Consider the following 16023-nt stretch of genomic DNA (forward strand, 5'->3'; position numbering starts at 1 on the left):
CGCCATCGTGCCGAGGCACCGTGCGCGCCGCCAGTCGGCCGAACGGCCAGCCGACCCGAGCGGGACGGCCCGCTATAATTGAGGGCCGTCCGGTCCCGTGCCCCGAGCACGTTCTTGCCCATGCGTTTCGATCTTGAGCCGCCTTCGAGCATCGCGGCCGCCCATCGCGTCGGTGTGCTGCTGATCAATCTCGGCACGCCCGACGCGCCCACGCCGCGCGCGGTGCGGCGTTACCTGGCCGAATTCCTGTCCGATCCGCGGGTCGTCGAAATCCCGCAGGCCGTCTGGCAGGTGCTGCTGCGCACGGTGATCCTGCCACTGCGCGGCCGTGCGTCCGCGAAGAAATACGCGGCCGTCTGGATGCCCGAGGGTTCGCCGCTGCGCGTGTACACCGAGCGCCAGACCGACAGCGTGCGGCACCTGCTCGTGTCGAACGGCTATCACGTGATGGTCGACTACGCGATGCGCTACGGCAGCCCGAACCTTGCGCACGCGCTCGCGCAGTTCAAGCGCGCGGGCGTCGAGCGCGTGCTGCTGATGCCGATGTATCCGCAATACTCGGCGTCGACCACGGCCACCGCGTTCGATGCCGCGTTCGCCGCGCTCGCGCGCATGCGCAATCAGCCGGAAGTGCGCACGGTGCGGCACTACGCCGACCATCCGGCCTATATCCATGCGCTGGCCGAGCAGGTGCGCCAGTACTGGGCGCAGCACGGCCGGCCCGATTTCGCGGCCGGCGACAAACTCGTGCTGAGTTTCCACGGCGTGCCGAAGCGCACGCTCGATCTCGGCGACCCGTATCACGAGCAGTGCCAGCAGACGGGCGCGTTGCTGATGGCCGCGCTCGGGCTGTCGGGCACCGAATGCCGCATCACGTTCCAGTCGCGCTTCGGCAAGGCCGAATGGCTGCAGCCGTACACCGCGCCGACGCTGCGCGAGTTCGGCGAGGCCGGCGTGCGGCGGGCCGACGTGTTCTGTCCCGGCTTCACGGCCGATTGCCTGGAGACGATCGAGGAAATCGGCATGGAAGTGCGCGACGAATTCCTCGCCGGCGGCGGCAAGACCTTCCACCGGATTCCGTGCCTGAACGGCGCGTCCGCGTGGATCGGCGCGCTCGGCGAGATCGTCGCGGAGAATCTGCAGGGCTGGCCGGTCAAGGCCGCGCAGCCCGAAACGGTAGGCTGAGATGGAACGATCCCCACGCTCGCTACGTTCGTCCGACGGGGCGATAAGCCGGCCGGCTACGCAGGCGCAGACCGATGCCCGGCGAATTCCCTGCTACGCCCTCCTTGGGGCGACCCGGCGGAGGCCGACATGAACTACAAAATTTCCACGGAGCCGGGCGCGAAGCTGCGCATCGACAAATGGCTGTGGGCGGCCCGGTTCTTCAAGACGCGCTCGCTCGCGACCGATGCGGTCGACAAGGGACACGTGAAGATCGGCGGCGCGGCGGTGAAGCCGGCGAAGGACGTGCGGGTGGGCGACGAGGTCGAGATTGCGATCGACGGCATCGTCTGGCACATTGCCGTGCTGGGCGTGTGCGACGTGCGCGGGCCCGCGAGCGTCGCGCAGACGCTCTACGCGGAGACGGAAGCGGGGCGGGCCGCGCGGCTCGCCGAACTGGAGCGGCGCCGCACGTATCGCGAGCCGGCGGCCGAGCTGCACGGGCGGCCGACGAAACGCGACCGGCGCATCATCGACAGATTTTCTGGTGGGAGCTGAACATCTGGTCGAACGTCGCCCGTGCGCTTCCGTATTCGGTCGTGCGATCGGTGACGGCTCCCGACAGGCAGATGGTGGTGGTGCCGGCGATGAGTACCAGCGCGACCACCGATATCGCAAAGGTCAGTTTCACGGTACTCCCCTCGAGAACAAGGGTGAAAACGGCGCCAGGTGGATGTCACGCGACGGTCAGCTAGGGGTAAACACGCTTTCCGACGCTTGAATGGAGTGTAGTGCAGCCGGCCTGTGCGGAGCTAGTACTTGCCGGGTAAGCGTTGTTACAGGCCGTTTCGCCCCATCCGGCGGACTATGCGACGCCTGCACCCGGAAACGCCCGGTTGTTTCGCGGCATTGGCGAATGCCGGCGAATGACCCTCTTGAAACCGTAGTTTTCGCCCTTACTTGCACCAGTAATGTGCGGTGCCGCCGGGTATACGTCCGGCGGTCGCCGATTTGGCTTCAACCTCTAATCGACTTTCAGCGACATGGAAAACACGCAAGAGAATCCGGCTACCCAATCGGCCGAAGACATCGGCAGCGAGAAGCAGGCGGCGCAAGGCGCCGCACCCGCCGCCGAAGCCGCCGACGCGGCGCTCGCGGAGGCTCAAGCCAAGGTCGCCGAGCTCCAGGAAAGCTTCCTGCGGGCGAAGGCCGAGACCGAGAACGTGCGCCGCCGCGCGCAGGACGACGTGTCGAAGGCGCACAAGTTCGCGATCGAGAGCTTCGCGGAACACCTGCTGCCCGTGCTGGACAGCCTGGAAGCGGCGGTCGGCGACACCTCCGGCGATATCGCGAAGGTGCGCGAAGGCGTCGAGCTGACGCTGCGCCAGCTGACGAGCGCGCTCGAGAAGGGCCGCGTCGTCGCGATCAACCCCGTCGGCGAGAAGTTCGATCCGCATCAGCACCAGGCCATTTCGATGGTGCCGGCCGAGCAGGAGCCGAACACCGTCGTCACGGTGCTGCAAAAGGGCTACATGATCGCCGACCGCGTGCTGCGCCCGGCGCTCGTCACCGTCGCGCAGCCGAAGTAAGGCAGCGGAGATGGTGCCCGCCGGCGTCGATCCGGCCGCGTTCGACGCGTTCGACATGCAGGCGCTCGACGCCGGCACGTTCGACGCGGCCATCGACGGCGCGGGCGATGCGCTGGCCGTGGTGTTCTTCTGGGGCGTCGACTGCTTCAACTGCGAGATCGCGAAGAAGGCGATGCTCGCGCAGCCTGACGCGATCCGCGCGCTGGACCTGAAGTGGTTCCATTGCAACGTGTACGAACATCATGAGCTGGGGCGCCGCTTCGGATTGCACGGCGTGCCGACGTGGTTCTTCTTCCATCGCGGCAAGCGGCTGGGCCGCGCGACGGGCTGGCATGGCCTCGCCCAGTTCCAGGCGGCCGTCGCGGCCGCACGCGTGAAGATCGTGTCGGGCGGCGATCCGTCGGGCGGCGATCCGTCGGGTGCGATCCGCTAGCCGGCGGCGATTGAAAAAATTTAATATCCGCATCGCTCGTCGGGTCTTGAAAACGGATCGGACGGACGCATTTCGGGAACAGAGTTGAATTCTGGCGTGCGAAACCGCCCGAAAACGCGGGGTTTCGTGCAGCAAACAAGCATTTCTGGAGATTAGGAAAAAATGGGAAAGATCATCGGTATTGACCTCGGCACCACGAACTCGTGCGTCGCGATCATGGAAGGCAACCAGGTCAAGGTCATCGAGAACTCGGAAGGCACGCGCACCACGCCGTCGATCATCGCGTACATGGACGACAACGAAGTGCTGGTCGGCGCGCCGGCCAAGCGTCAGTCGGTGACCAACCCGAAGAACACGCTGTTCGCGGTGAAGCGCCTGATCGGCCGCCGCTTCGAAGAGAAGGAAGTCCAGAAGGACATCGGCCTGATGCCGTACTCGATCATCAAGGCCGACAACGGCGATGCATGGGTCGAGGCGCACGGCGAAAAGCTCGCGCCGCCGCAAGTGTCGGCCGAAGTGCTGCGCAAGATGAAGAAGACGGCCGAAGACTACCTCGGCGAGCCGGTCACGGAAGCCGTGATCACGGTGCCGGCGTACTTCAACGACAGCCAGCGCCAGGCGACCAAGGACGCCGGCCGCATCGCGGGCCTCGAAGTCAAGCGGATCATCAACGAGCCGACGGCGGCCGCACTCGCGTTCGGTCTCGACAAGGTCGAGAAGGGCGACCGCAAGATCGCCGTGTATGACCTCGGCGGCGGCACGTTCGACGTGTCGATCATCGAGATCGCGGACGTCGACGGCGAAATGCAGTTCGAAGTGCTGTCGACCAACGGCGACACGTTCCTCGGCGGCGAAGACTTCGACCAGCGCATCATCGATTACATCATCGGCGAGTTCAAGAAGGAGCAGGGCGTCGACCTGTCGAAGGACGTGCTCGCGCTGCAGCGCCTGAAGGAAGCCGCCGAAAAGGCGAAGATCGAGCTGTCGTCGGGCCAGCAGACCGAAATCAACCTGCCGTACATCACGGCGGACGCGTCGGGTCCGAAGCACTTGAACCTGAAGATCACCCGCGCGAAGCTGGAAGCGCTGGTGGAAGACCTCGTCGAGCGCACGATCGAACCGTGCCGCATCGCGATCAAGGACGCAGGCGTCAAGGTGTCGGACATCGACGACGTGATCCTGGTCGGCGGCCAGACGCGCATGCCGAAGGTCATGGAGAAGGTGAAGGAGTTCTTCGGCAAGGATCCGCGCCGTGACGTGAACCCGGACGAAGCCGTCGCGGTCGGCGCGGCGATCCAGGGCCAGGTGCTGTCGGGCGACCGCAAGGACGTGCTGCTGCTCGACGTGACCCCGCTGTCGCTCGGTATCGAGACGCTCGGCGGCGTGATGACGAAGATGATCAACAAGAACACCACGATCCCGACGAAGCACGCTCAGGTGTACTCGACGGCCGACGACAACCAGGGCGCCGTGACGATCAAGGTGTTCCAGGGCGAACGCGAAATGGCGGCGGGCAACAAGCTGCTCGGCGAGTTCAACCTCGAAGGCATCCCGCCGGCACCGCGCGGCGTGCCGCAGATCGAAGTGACCTTCGACATCGACGCGAACGGCATCCTGCACGTCGGCGCGAAGGACAAGGCGACCGGCAAGGAAAACAAGATCACGATCAAGGCGAACTCGGGCCTGTCCGAGGCTGAAATCGACCAGATGATCAAGGACGCGGAAGCGAACGCAGCGGAAGACCACAAGCTGCGCGAGCTGGCCGATTCGCGCAACCAGGGCGACGCGCTGGTCCACAGCACGAAGAAGGCGCTGACCGAGTACGGCGACAAGCTGGACGCGGGCGAGAAGGAAGCGATCGAAGCGGCGCTGAAGTCGCTCGAGGACGCGCTGAAGGACACGTCGGCCGACAAGGCGGCGCTCGACGCGAAGGTCGAGGAGCTCGGCAAGGTCTCGCAGAAGCTCGGCGAGAAGATGTACGCCGACATGCAGGCCCAGCAGGCGGGTGCGGCCGGTGCGACGGAAGGCGCGGCTCATGCGGGTGGTGCGCAACAGGCTGCCGACGACGTCGTCGACGCCGAGTTCAAGGAAGTGAAGAAGGACTAAGCCGGGTTGCCATGGCACCGCACGCCGCGCGCGACACGCGCGCGGCGCGGCTGAACAGCGGTCTGTCTTTCCTTCCGGATGGCCGGATCGACTCCACGCCTGGCGGGCTTCGCGGCCCTCCGGGCACATTTGTTTTTTGGCGGGTGCTGCGCGAGCCGTCCGCGGACGGTGCAGCGCCAGACGAGTCGAGAGACTTTACTGCGGGCGAAAGGAGCCGCCGCGTGCGCGATGCGTGGCGGCACAGTGAATCGATATGGCGAAACGGGATTACTACGAGGTTCTGGGCGTCGCGAAGAATGCGAGCGACGACGAAATCAAGAAGGCATATCGCAAGCTTGCGATGAAGTACCACCCTGACCGCAATCCGGACAGCAAGGATGCGGAAGAGCATTTCAAGGAGGCGAAGGAAGCCTATGAAATGCTGTCGGATGGTCAGAAGCGGGCCGCGTACGACCAGTACGGCCACGCGGGCGTCGATCCGAACATGGGCGGTGCGGGTGCACAAGGCTTCGGCGGCTTCGCGGATGCATTTGGCGACATCTTCGGCGACATCTTCGGTCAGGCCGCGGGCGGCGCCGCCCGCGGCGGCCGCGGCGGCCCGCAGGTGTACCGCGGCGCCGACCTGCGCTACAGCATGGAAATCACGCTCGAGCAGGCCGCGCACGGCTACGACACGCAGATTCGCGTGCCGAGCTGGGTGTCGTGCGAAGTCTGCCACGGGTCGGGCGCGAAGCCCGGCACGAAGCCGGAAACCTGCCCCACCTGTCACGGCCAGGGCACGGTGCGCATGTCGCAGGGCTTTTTCAGCATCCAGCAGACCTGCCCGAAGTGCCATGGCACGGGTACCTACATCCCCGAGCCGTGCGCGCATTGCCACGGGTCGGGCAAGGTGAAGGAAACCAAGACGCTCGAAGTGAAGATCCCGGCCGGGATCGACGACGGGATGCGGATCCGCTCGGCCGGCAACGGCGAGCCGGGCATCAACGGCGGGCCGCCGGGCGACCTGTACGTCGAGATCCACATCAAGCCGCACGCGGTGTTCGAGCGCGACGGCGACGATCTCCACTGCCAGATGCCGATTCCGTTCACGACCGCCGCACTCGGCGGCGAGATCGAGGTGCCGACGCTGGCCGGCCGTGCGTCGTTCCCGGTGCCGGAAGGCACGCAGTCGGGCAAGACGTTCCGCCTGCGCGGCAAGGGCATCAAGGGGCTGCGTTCGAGCATCGCGGGCGATCTGTACGTGCACGTGCAGGTCGAGACGCCCGTGAAGCTGACCGACACCCAGCGCGACCTGCTCAAGCAGTTCGAGAAGTCGCTGGCCGAGGGCGGCGCGCGTCACAGCCCGCAGAGCAAGAGCTGGTTCGACCGTGTGAAGAGCTTCTTCGAGTAATGGCATGACTGAAGGCAACGAGAGCGCGTCGTTCGCGCTCTTGGACGATTGCGACTCGACCGCGTCCGCGCGGTCGAGTCGTTTGTATTCGGGCTTCGTGCGCGAACGCGTGTGCACGGACCCGGCGCAGCTCGACGCGATCGATGCGGCGGTTGCGCAGGATCTGCGCGACGGGCTGCATGCGGTCGTCGTCGGCGATTACGAATTCGGACGCAACCTGCAACGAGCGCAGCCGGGCCCCGCCCCGCTGCGCTTTTTGCTGTATGCGCACTGCGAGCGGCTGTCGCGCGACGACGTCGACGCATGGCTCGCGCAGCAGGACGGCGGCGGTCCGCCGTCGATCGCGGGCGTCGCGCACGTCGCGAAGAGCGTGTCGCGCGACGCATTCGACGCGGCGATCGCCGCGGTGCACGACGCGCTGCGCGCGGGCGATTCGTATCAGGTCAATTACACGTACCGGCTGAATTTCGACGTGTTCGGCACGCCGCTCGCGCTGTACAGGCGGCTGCGCGCGCGCCAGCCGGTGCGGTACGGCGCGCTGATCGCGCTGCCCGACGGCGCATGGGTCGTATCGTGCTCGCCGGAGCTGTTCGTCGAGAAGCACGGCGATGTACTGCGTGCGCGGCCGATGAAGGGCACCGCACCGCGTTCGGCCGATCCGCGCGAAGATGCGGCCGCCGCCGCGTTCCTCGCGAACGATCCGAAGAACCGCGCGGAAAACGTGATGATCGTCGACCTGCTGCGCAACGACGTGTCGCGGATCGCGCGCACGGGCAGCGTCAAGGTGCCGGCGCTGTTCTCGGTCGAGCCGTATGCGTCGGTGTGGCAGATGACGTCGACGGTCGAGGCCGGCTGGCGCGACGGCACGACGTTCGCGCAGATGCTGCGCGCGCTGTTCCCTTGCGGATCGATCACGGGCGCGCCGAAGTACAAGACGATGCAGTTGATCGACGCGATCGAGTCGACGCCGCGCGGGCTCTATACCGGCGCGATCGGCTGGCTCGATGCGCCGAAGGAAGACGCGGGCGATGCAACGCCCGACGGCGCGGCCGGTTGCGGCGATTTTTGCCTGTCGGTCGCGATTCGGACGCTGACGCTGGATGCGGACGGCGCTAGCAATGACACGGACGGCACGGGTACCGCCACCGCGGCAGCCGGCCGGCGACGCGGCACGATGGGCGTCGGCGCGGGCATCGTGCTCGACAGCGTCGCGGCCGACGAATATGCGGAGTGCCAATTGAAAGCGCGATTCCTGACGGACGCCGACCCCGGCTTCCAGTTGTTCGAAACGACGGCCGCCACGCGAACGGACGGCATCCGCCATCTCGATCGCCATCTCGCGCGGCTGCAACGCAGCGCGGACGCATTCGGTTTCCGTTTCGACGCTGACGCGCTACGCCGGGAGATCGACGCACGCTGCGCGGCGCTCGACGGCGACGGCGCGTACCGGATGAAGCTCGCGCTGGCGAAGGACGGTACGATCGAGATCATCGCGGCGCCGCTCAAGCCGCTGCCGGCGGGGCCGGTCGGCGTGCTGCTGGCAGCCGAGCACGGCTTCGCGCCGACGCGCACCGACGACGCACTGCTGCTGCACAAGACCACGCGCCGAGCCGAATACGACCGCGCGTGGCAGGCGGCGGAGGCGCTCGGCGGGTTCGACATGCTGTTCGTCAACGAGCGTGGCGAGGTGACGGAAGGCGGGCGCTCGAACGTGTTCGTGAAACTGGACGGTGTGTGGGTGACGCCACCGTTGTCGTGCGGCGTGCTGCCGGGCGTGATGCGCGGTGTGCTACTCGACGATCCGGCAGTAGGCGCCAAAGAGCGTGTGCTGACGCTCGACGATGTGCTGAACGCCGACGAGCTGATGATCTGCAATGCGTTGCGCGGGCCGATGGCAGCGCGGTTGATTCACGGCGGCGCACCGGCCTGAACGCGGATTATTTCCGCGGCATACATTGCCAGCTTTGTACGATGGCGTGCCCACGTCGGTAGCGCGCGACGCAGGTCTGTGCCTGTTTGCCCAGCGGCCGAGCGATCACGACGCTCGTATTGCCGTAGTCGCACGAAACCCAATAGTCTTCACTGTTTTCGGCGAGCGACCAGATATAAATATCGCTGTTGGACTCGGAACGCGAGCGGTTTGGCACCAACGACGTCATCCGGTCCGGCGGTCCTGACCAGAATCTGACGGCGGCAAGCGGATAAGTATCTTGCGTGTCGAAGTTTTTCCAGCCATCGGGCGGTTGGCCATCGAGCTGCTGGGTAACGGCAACGCGTGCGGGGCACTCTGCTGTTGCAGCTGACGCGGGTAACGCGGCGAGCGAACTGTATGCGAATGCGGCGATGGCGATCGATCGATACGGTATTGGGCGCATGCGCATCCTCATTTCACGACCGAGAATGCATCGGCGTTATTGCTCGGATCGATGTAGCGGCCATTCTTGTCCTTGCTTTTTTCCGGTCGCCAGATGGCGGTAGGGCCGACGGAAGTATAGATCTTGACCAGCGCGACGCACTCACCATCGCCTGCCAGCTTTTGCCCGACGAGTTCAGCCGCCTTTTCATACACATGAGCCATCTTTTGCCGCTCCTTCGATTGGCGAAGGTTCGATGGTCGCCGCGACGAAGGCGTGTAGAAATAGGACGAGTTAGAAAGTACGCGTTGTCCGGTCATGCAGTACGAGAAACGGCGTACCGCATTGCCGGTCAGCTCAGCGAGTGTGCTGCAGCGAACGCCGGCAGTGCGCCACGGCGCTGCCGGCCCACTCAGAACGAGTGTTCCGGGCCCGGAAACGACCGATCCTTCACAGCGCTCACATAGGCTTCGACGGCCGCCTGAATGGTCGGCTGCCCGTGCATGAAATCCTTCACGAAGCGCGGCCGCTTGCCGGGAAACACGCCGAGCATGTCGTGCAGCACGAGCACCTGCCCCGAGCAGTCGGCGCCGGCGCCGATGCCGATCGTCGGGATCTTCAGCATGTGCGTGACTTCGGCCGCGACGAGCGTCGGCACGGCTTCGAGCACGACGAGCTGCGCACCGGCATCCTCGATCGCGCGCGCGTCGCGCAGCAATTGCGCGGCGCCGGCCTCGGTCTTGCCCTGCACCTTGAAGCCGCCGAACGCATGCACCGACTGCGGCGTGAGGCCGAGGTGCGCGCACACGGGCACCGAGCGTTCGACGAGGAAGCGGATCGTATCGGCGAGCCATTCGCCGCCTTCGAGCTTGACCATCTGCGCGCCCGCGCGCATCAGCTTGACCGCGTTCGCGAACGCGTCGGCCGGCGTCCCGTACGTGCCGAACGGCAGATCGGCGACGACGAGCGCGCGCGGCTGCGCCCGGGCGACACAGGCGGTGTGGTATGCGATGTCGTCGATCGACACGGGCAGCGTGGTCGAGTGGCCCTGCAGCACGTTGCCGAGCGAATCGCCGATCAGCAGCACGTCGGTGCCGGCGCGATCGAGCAGCGCGGAAAAGCTCGCGTCGTAGCACGTGAGCATCGCGATCTTCTCGCCGGCGTCGCGCATTGCCTGCAGCTTGGGGACCGTCACGGCAGGCCGGCTCGATTCCTGGAGATAGGTCATGGGAAATCCGGGTCGGTGGTGAGAAACGACAGGCGAGGACGCGTCAGCGCGTCGTCTCGCCCTTGACGAAGAATTCCTTGCGGCCGCGCATCGTCTCGATGCGCTCGACCAGCAGGGCGAGATCTTCGGGGGAATCCAGCGGGTTCAGGTGTTCGGCTGCGACCGTCAGCACCGGCGTGCGGTCGTAGTGGTAGAAGAATTCGTTGTACGCGTCGACGAGCGAGCGCAGGTACGCGTCGCTGATCTGCAGCTCCATCGGCGTCCCGCGCTTCTGGATGCGCGAGAACAGCACTTCGGGGCTGGCCTGCAGATAGACGACGAGATCGGGCGACGGCGCCTGCGGCACGTCGACGTGCGTGGCGACCGAGCGATACAGCTGCCACTCGTCTTCCGGCAGGTTCAGCCGCGCGAAGATGTCGTTCTTCTGCGGCATGAAATCGGCGATGACGGGGCGGCCCGTGTCGAGCGCACCGATCAGCTCGCGCGCCTGCTGCGCGCGCTGCAGCGCGAACGACAGCTGGACGGGCAACGCGTAGCGCGCGGTGTCGCGATAGAAGCGTTCGAGGAACGGGTTGTCCTGCGGGCGCTCGAGCAGCGTCTGCATCGACCAGCGCTCGCCGAGCAGGCGCGCGAGCGTCGTCTTGCCGACGCCGATCGGGCCTTCGATCACGAGATAGCGGTGCGGGGCGCGCAGGTCGGGCGCGGTGACGGTCAGCGGAGTCGAGTTCATCGGCAGCGGGTCTTGTCGGCGTCTTCGCCGGCAGCGAGCGCCTTTTGCATCGGGCACTGGCAGGTTTGCACCTTTTCGACGCGCTGATCCGCGACGGCGGCGAGAAAGGCGTCGGCACGGCCGCGCGCGGGGATGTCGAGCGCCGGCTCGATCTCGACGAGCGGCACGAGCGCGAACGCGCGGTCGGTGAGGCGCGGGTGCGGGACGATCAGGTCGGGTTCGTCGATCGAATCGGCGCCGAACAGCAGGATGTCGAGGTCGAGCGTGCGCGGCGCATTGCGATACGGGCGCTCGCGGCCGAAGTGATGTTCGATCTTCTGGCAGAGCGCGAGCAGCTCGCGGGCCGACAGCGTCGTGTCGAGCTTGACGACGCAGTTGTAGTAGTCGTCGCCGTCCGCTTCGAACGGCGCCGTGCGATACAGGCTCGATTTGCCGAGGATCGAGATGGTGCGCTGCTGCGCGAGGCACACCACCGCGTCCTTCAGGGTCTGGCGCGCATCGCCGAGATTCGCCCCCAGTCCGATATATGCAACCGTCATGGCATCACTTCCTACGTCGTTCGCCGGCGCGCGCGTCAGTCGTCGGAACCGCTCGCGGTATCGCCCGCGGTACCCGGCGCCTGCTCGGCGGCGCCTTCGCCCTGCTGGCGGTTTCGCGCACCGCCGCGGCGGCGCCGCTTGCGGGGCGATTTTTCCTTCGAGCCGCCCTGCGTGAGCAATGCCTCGCGAGCGGCCGCGTCGCCTTCGATGAAATCCGTCCACCACTGTCCGACTTCCGTCTCGAGCTCGCCGGATTCGCAGCGTAACAGGAGGAAATCATACCCCGCTCTAAACCTTTGGTGTTCCAGCAGCCGCATCGCGCTGCGGCCCGAGCGTTTCTCCAGGCGCAGCTGCAGGCCCCAGATCTCGCGCATGTCGGCCGAGTAGCGCTTGTGGATCGCAAGTTTCTCGGTCTGCATGTCGAGCACGTCGTCCATCGCGCGATGGAGCGCCGGCACCGGGATTTCGCCCGCTGCCGTGTATTGCTCGAAGCGCTGGCGCATGTCGTGCCACAGCAGCGTCGCGAACAGGAAGCCCGGCGACACCGGTTTGCCGGCGCGCACGCGCGCGTCGGTGTTGTTCAGCGCGAGCGTGATGAACTTCTCGCCCTGCGGCTGTTCGAGCACGACGTCGAGCAGCGGCAGCAGCCCGTGGTGCAGCCCTTCCTTGCGCAGCCGCTGCAGGCACGCGAGCGCGTGGCCCGACAGCAGCAGCTTCAGCATTTCGTCGAACAGGCGCGCGGCCGGCACGTTGTTGATCAGGTCGGCGAGCGCGTGGATCGGCTCGCGCGTATGCGGCTCGATCTCGAAATCGAGCTTCGCCGCGAAGCGCACGACGCGCAGCATTCGCACCGGATCCTCGCGAAAGCGCGTGGCCGGATCGCCGATCATCCGCAGCAGACGGGCGCGTACGTCGGCCATCCCGTCGTGATAGTCGAGCACTGTCTGCGTCGACGGGTCGTAGTACATCGCGTTGATCGTGAAGTCGCGGCGCGCGGCGTCCTCGTGCTGCTCGCCCCACACGTTGTCGCGCAGCACGCGGCCGCTCGCGTCGACCGCGTGCGTGCGGCGATCGAGTTCGTCGCGCTTCAGGCGCCTCGGCGGCTCGGCCGTGGCCGCCGCCGCCTCGGGCGGCGCGTCGACCAGCGCGCGGAACGTCGATACCTCGATCAGTTCCTGGCCGAACTGCACGTGGACGATCTGGAAGCGGCGGCCGATCAGGCGCGCGCGGCGGAACAGGCGCTGTACCTCGGTCGGCGTCGCGTCGGTCGCGACGTCGAAGTCCTTCGGCGCGATGCCGAGCAGCAGATCGCGCACCGCGCCGCCGACGATGAACGCGCGGAAACCCGCCTGCTGCAGCGTGTCGGTCACGCGCACCGCGTTCTTCGAGATCAGCGCCGGGTTGATGCCGTGCACGCTGGCCGGCACGACGGTCGGCTCGTGGTTGCTGCGCGGTTTTTTCGCGCCGCCGCCGCGGGCGCCCTTCGGCGCGCGCGGGGCAGCAGGGGCCGCTTCGTCGGCCGGGGCCGCCGCGGGGGACGTTTGCTCGGTTTCGTCCTGGCCGAGCAGCTTTCGAATGAATTTTTTGATCACGACGTTCAGAAGAGATCGAGGATACGCCAGCCGCGGGTGCTTGCATGCGCACGCAGCGTGTCGTCAGGGTTGGTCGCGATCGGGTCGGTGACTTTCTCGAGCAGCGGGATATCGTTGTGCGAGTCGCTGTAGAAGTAGCTGTGCTCGAAGTCGTCCCAGTGCTTGCCGAGCGACGCGAGCCATGCTTCGGTGCGCACGATCTTGCCTTCGCGATAGCTCGGCGTGCCGGTCGGCCGGCCCGTGTACGGCGAATCGGGATGCCCGTCGGTCGTTTCGACCTCGCACGCGATCAGCGTGTCGACACCGAACGCGGTCGCGATCGGGCGCGTGATGAATTCGTTGGTCGCCGTCACGACGCAGCACAGGTCGCCGGCATCGAGGTGCCGGCGCACGAGTTCGAGCGCGGCGGGCGTCATCGCCGGCCGGATCACCTCGTGCATGTACTGCTCGTGCCACTCGGCCAGCTGCGCGCGCGAGTACTTCGCGAGCGGCGTGAGCATCGCGCACAGGTACGCATGGATGTCGAGCTTGCCGGCCTTGTAGTCGGCGAAGAACTGGTCGTTCTGACGCGAGAAGCTTTCCGCGTCGACGATGCCGAGCTTCACCATGAAGCGGCCCCATTCGTGGTCGCTATCGGTCGGGATCAGCGTGTGATCGAGGTCAAAGAGTGCCAGATTAGTCATGGAAGCGCATTTTACTCGAAGCGGTTCGGGCCCGTGCCAGGTGGTGTGATGTCGTCGCCGGGGCGCGCGAGCATCCGGCGCAGCAGCGGCAGCGTGACCGCGCGTTTCTGCTCGAGCGAGAAGCGGTCGAGCGCGTCGAGCAACGCCATCAGGCTCGGCATGTCGCGGCGGAAATGGGTCAGCAGGTACGCGGCGATGTCGTCGGTGAGCGCGATTCCGCGCTCCTTCGCCGCGAGCTTGAGCACCGCGATCTTGCCGGCGTCGGACGGCGGCGACAGGTGGAACACGAGCCCCCAGCCGAGCCGCGTGCGCAGATCCTCGCGCACGTCGAGCGCGAGCGGCGCCGCGGGGCCCGCCGCGACGAACGCGCTCGACGGATGTGCGCGCACTTCGTTGAACAGGTTGAACAGCGCGACCTGCTGCGTGTCGCTCATCCGGTCGCAGTCATCGATCGCGTAGATGCCGATGCGCGGGTCGAACGTGAACGCGCCGAGCGGGCTCTGCGGCGTCAGGTAGCGCGCATAGCCGTACGACGCGTCGCTCACGAGCGCCTGCAGCAGGTGGGTGCGGCCGCTGCCCGGCTCGCCCCAGATGTAGAACGACCGGTCCGGCACGGGGCCGGCCGCGAGCGCGAGATCGAGCTTCTGCAGGCGCGTGACGAGCTCGTCGTTCTCGTCGCTCATGATGAAGTTGTCGAACGTGGCGGGCGGCGGCGTGCCGAGATCGAGCGTCAGTTGACGGGACACAGCAGTCACAATGCGGATCGGTTGAAAAAACGCGTGCCGTACGCCGGGCACGCGCGGGGGAAGGCGCCTCGGCTGACTTCACGCGCGACCGTACGCACGGCGGCGCGGCGCGGGTTTCGGCGCGCTTCGCCCGGCGATGAAAACGGGGACGTGTTGACCAAGATGCAATCCCTGACGATTCGGTGCTGGGAATTCCGGCCAACGGGCCGGCTTCGGGTAAAATCGCATTTTACCGACCTTCTCGCATTCCCCCATGAATCCTCCGAAATCCGCTCCCGACGCTCAGGGTCTGTCCTATCGCGACGCAGGTGTCGACATCGACGCAGGCGACGCGCTCATCGACAAGATCAAGCCTTTTGCGAAGAAAACCCTGCGCGACGGCGTGCTCGGCGGCATCGGCGGGTTCGGCGCGTTGTTCGAAGTGCCGAAGAAGTACCAGGAGCCCGTGCTCGTGTCCGGCACCGACGGCGTCGGCACCAAGCTCAAGCTGGCCTTTCATCTGAACAAACACGACACCGTCGGCCAGGATCTCGTCGCGATGAGCGTGAACGACATCCTCGTGCAGGGCGCCGAGCCGCTGTTCTTCCTCGACTACTTCGCGTGCGGCAAGCTCGACGTCGACACGGCCGCCACCGTCGTCAAGGGCATCGCGCACGGCTGTGAACTGTCGGGCTGCGCGCTGATCGGCGGTGAAACGGCCGAAATGCCGGGCATGTACCCGGACGGCGAATACGACCTGGCCGGCTTCGCGGTCGGCGCGGTCGAGAAGAGCAAGATCATCGACGGCAGCACGATCGCCGAAGGCGACGTGGTGCTGGGCCTCGCATCGAGCGGCATCCACTCGAACGGCTTCTCGCTCGTGCGCAAGATCATCGAGCGCGCGAATCCGGACCTGTCGGCCGATTTCCACGGCCGCTCGCTGGCCGATACGCTGATGGCGCCGACGCGCATCTACGTGAAGCCGCTGCTCGCGCTGATGCAGAAGCTGTCGGTGAAGGGCATGGCGCACATCACCGGTGGCGGCCTCGTCGAGAACATCCCGCGCGTGCTGCGCGAAGGCCTCACCGCCGAGCTCGACCAGAACGCATGGCCGTTGCCGCCGCTGTTCAAGTGGCTGCAGGAGCACGGCGGCGTCGCCGACGCGGAAATGCACCGCGTGTTCAACTGCGGGATCGGGATGGCCGTGATCGTCTCGGCGGCCGATGCCGACGCAGCGATCGCCGACCTGACCGCCGCCGGCGAACAGGTGTGGAAGATCGGCACCGTGCGGGCGACCCGCGAAGGCGAGGCGCAGACGGTCGTGGTCTGACGCACCGCAGGCAGATGCAGTAGGAAGAGCCGCCCGGAGTCGATCCGGGCGGCTTTTTTTTCGGGTGCGCCCGGCAGGGCGCACTTACTTGGAGGTGAAAGTCCTCTACTCGCCCGGCAAGGGGAAGAGTTAGCCGAAGGCAAGGGTTTCCCGGGTGACT

Annotated in this window: 17 protein-coding genes; 8 read left to right on the plus strand and 9 right to left on the minus strand. The window is 66.5% G+C overall.

Going from position 1 to position 16023, the window contains the following annotated elements; translation table 11 throughout:
- The first annotated feature begins 120 nt into the window (after positions 1-120).
- Together hemH and HWX55_RS30940 are read left to right on the plus strand one after the other, a co-directional pair.
- Positions 121-1185 carry a ferrochelatase gene (hemH, locus tag HWX55_RS30935; RefSeq protein ID WP_175978465.1) on the plus strand — a complete coding sequence of 355 codons (1065 nt, stop codon included), beginning with the start codon at positions 121-123 and terminating at the stop codon, positions 1183-1185.
- 129 nt (positions 1186-1314) lie between these two features.
- Entirely contained in the window at positions 1315-1722 is a 408-nt protein-coding gene (locus HWX55_RS30940; RefSeq protein ID WP_043189537.1) for an RNA-binding S4 domain-containing protein, read from the plus strand.
- Here HWX55_RS30940 and HWX55_RS30945 read toward each other — a convergent pair.
- Positions 1694-1855, minus strand: a complete 162-nt coding sequence (locus tag HWX55_RS30945; protein WP_006476841.1) for a hypothetical protein — start codon at positions 1853-1855, stop codon at positions 1694-1696. The two genes, HWX55_RS30940 and HWX55_RS30945, sit on opposite strands and share 29 nt — an antisense overlap.
- Positions 1856-2207: 352 nt before the next feature.
- Here HWX55_RS30945 and grpE point away from each other — a divergent pair, with 352 nt between their 5' ends.
- From grpE to HWX55_RS30970, 5 genes are all read left to right on the plus strand, one after another.
- On the plus strand, positions 2208-2753 hold the full coding sequence (gene grpE / locus HWX55_RS30950; RefSeq protein ID WP_050011768.1) for a nucleotide exchange factor GrpE: 546 nt from the start codon (positions 2208-2210) through the stop codon (positions 2751-2753).
- Between the two features lie 10 nt (positions 2754-2763).
- Positions 2764-3186 (plus strand): thioredoxin family protein, encoded by a 423-nt coding sequence (locus HWX55_RS30955; RefSeq protein WP_175978466.1) that lies wholly within the window; start codon positions 2764-2766, stop codon positions 3184-3186.
- 162 nt (positions 3187-3348) lie between these two features.
- Entirely contained in the window at positions 3349-5292 is a 1944-nt protein-coding gene (gene dnaK / locus HWX55_RS30960) for a molecular chaperone DnaK (protein WP_124675895.1), read from the plus strand.
- A 253-nt stretch (positions 5293-5545) separates the two neighbouring features.
- Positions 5546-6682 (plus strand): molecular chaperone DnaJ, encoded by a 1137-nt coding sequence (dnaJ, locus tag HWX55_RS30965; RefSeq protein WP_175978467.1) that lies wholly within the window; start codon positions 5546-5548, stop codon positions 6680-6682.
- A gap of 4 nt (positions 6683-6686) precedes the next feature.
- Positions 6687-8612: a bifunctional anthranilate synthase component I family protein/class IV aminotransferase gene (locus tag HWX55_RS30970; protein ID WP_175978468.1), complete on the plus strand. Its 1926-nt coding sequence runs from the start codon at positions 6687-6689 to the stop codon at positions 8610-8612.
- 7 nt (positions 8613-8619) lie between these two features.
- Here HWX55_RS30970 and HWX55_RS30975 read toward each other — a convergent pair whose 3' ends face one another.
- From HWX55_RS30975 to hda, 8 genes are all read right to left on the minus strand, one after another.
- Complete coding sequence (locus tag HWX55_RS30975) at positions 8620-9057, minus strand: STY0301 family protein (protein ID WP_175978469.1); 438 nt, start codon at positions 9055-9057, stop codon at positions 8620-8622.
- An 8-nt stretch (positions 9058-9065) separates the two neighbouring features.
- Positions 9066-9260, minus strand: coding sequence for a hypothetical protein (locus tag HWX55_RS30980; protein ID WP_175978470.1), 195 nt, complete (start codon positions 9258-9260; stop codon positions 9066-9068).
- Positions 9261-9448: 188 nt separating this feature from the next.
- A complete protein-coding gene (gene panB / locus HWX55_RS30985; RefSeq protein ID WP_089488184.1) occupies positions 9449-10264 on the minus strand; it encodes a 3-methyl-2-oxobutanoate hydroxymethyltransferase in 816 nt (271 codons plus the stop codon).
- A 43-nt stretch (positions 10265-10307) separates the two neighbouring features.
- Complete coding sequence (locus tag HWX55_RS30990; protein ID WP_050011762.1) at positions 10308-10994, minus strand: deoxynucleoside kinase; 687 nt, start codon at positions 10992-10994, stop codon at positions 10308-10310.
- Positions 10991-11533, minus strand: a complete 543-nt coding sequence (folK, locus tag HWX55_RS30995; RefSeq protein ID WP_175978471.1) for a 2-amino-4-hydroxy-6-hydroxymethyldihydropteridine diphosphokinase — start codon at positions 11531-11533, stop codon at positions 10991-10993. Before folK ends, HWX55_RS30990 begins: the two co-directional genes overlap by 4 nt.
- A 35-nt stretch (positions 11534-11568) precedes the next feature.
- Entirely contained in the window at positions 11569-13125 is a 1557-nt protein-coding gene (gene pcnB / locus HWX55_RS31000) for a polynucleotide adenylyltransferase PcnB (RefSeq protein WP_175978472.1), read from the minus strand.
- Between the two features lie 5 nt (positions 13126-13130).
- Positions 13131-13808: an HAD family hydrolase gene (locus tag HWX55_RS31005; RefSeq protein ID WP_175978473.1), complete on the minus strand. Its 678-nt coding sequence runs from the start codon at positions 13806-13808 to the stop codon at positions 13131-13133.
- 11 nt (positions 13809-13819) lie between these two features.
- The gene (hda, locus tag HWX55_RS31010) at positions 13820-14554 is read right to left on the minus strand and encodes a DnaA regulatory inactivator Hda (protein WP_012327945.1); all 735 of its coding nucleotides are present in this window, start codon (positions 14552-14554) and stop codon (positions 13820-13822) included.
- Positions 14555-14807: 253 nt separating this feature from the next.
- Here hda and purM point away from each other — a divergent pair, with 253 nt between their 5' ends.
- On the plus strand, positions 14808-15863 hold the full coding sequence (gene purM / locus HWX55_RS31015) for a phosphoribosylformylglycinamidine cyclo-ligase (protein ID WP_050011759.1): 1056 nt from the start codon (positions 14808-14810) through the stop codon (positions 15861-15863).
- The last annotated feature ends 160 nt before the right edge of the window (positions 15864-16023 follow it).

The sequence above is a fragment of the Burkholderia sp. BCC1047 genome, assembly GCF_902833155.1.
Taxonomy (GTDB): Bacteria; Pseudomonadota; Gammaproteobacteria; order Burkholderiales; family Burkholderiaceae; genus Burkholderia; species Burkholderia sola.

Coding starts and splice junctions, on each gene's coding strand:
- hemH (WP_175978465.1), top strand. CDS start 121: ATGCGTTTCGATCTTGAGCCGCCTTCGAGCATCGCGGCCGCCCATCGC.
- HWX55_RS30940 (WP_043189537.1), top strand. CDS start 1,315: ATGAACTACAAAATTTCCACGGAGCCGGGCGCGAAGCTGCGCATCGAC.
- grpE (WP_050011768.1), top strand. CDS start 2,208: ATGGAAAACACGCAAGAGAATCCGGCTACCCAATCGGCCGAAGACATC.
- HWX55_RS30955 (WP_175978466.1), top strand. CDS start 2,764: ATGGTGCCCGCCGGCGTCGATCCGGCCGCGTTCGACGCGTTCGACATG.
- dnaK (WP_124675895.1), top strand. CDS start 3,349: ATGGGAAAGATCATCGGTATTGACCTCGGCACCACGAACTCGTGCGTC.
- dnaJ (WP_175978467.1), top strand. CDS start 5,546: ATGGCGAAACGGGATTACTACGAGGTTCTGGGCGTCGCGAAGAATGCG.
- HWX55_RS30970 (WP_175978468.1), top strand. CDS start 6,687: ATGACTGAAGGCAACGAGAGCGCGTCGTTCGCGCTCTTGGACGATTGC.
- HWX55_RS30975 (WP_175978469.1), bottom strand. CDS start 9,057: ATGCGCCCAATACCGTATCGATCGATCGCCATCGCCGCATTCGCATAC.
- HWX55_RS30980 (WP_175978470.1), bottom strand. CDS start 9,260: ATGGCTCATGTGTATGAAAAGGCGGCTGAACTCGTCGGGCAAAAGCTG.
- panB (WP_089488184.1), bottom strand. CDS start 10,264: ATGACCTATCTCCAGGAATCGAGCCGGCCTGCCGTGACGGTCCCCAAG.
- HWX55_RS30990 (WP_050011762.1), bottom strand. CDS start 10,994: ATGAACTCGACTCCGCTGACCGTCACCGCGCCCGACCTGCGCGCCCCG.
- folK (WP_175978471.1), bottom strand. CDS start 11,533: ATGACGGTTGCATATATCGGACTGGGGGCGAATCTCGGCGATGCGCGC.
- HWX55_RS31005 (WP_175978473.1), bottom strand. CDS start 13,808: ATGACTAATCTGGCACTCTTTGACCTCGATCACACGCTGATCCCGACC.
- purM (WP_050011759.1), top strand. CDS start 14,808: ATGAATCCTCCGAAATCCGCTCCCGACGCTCAGGGTCTGTCCTATCGC.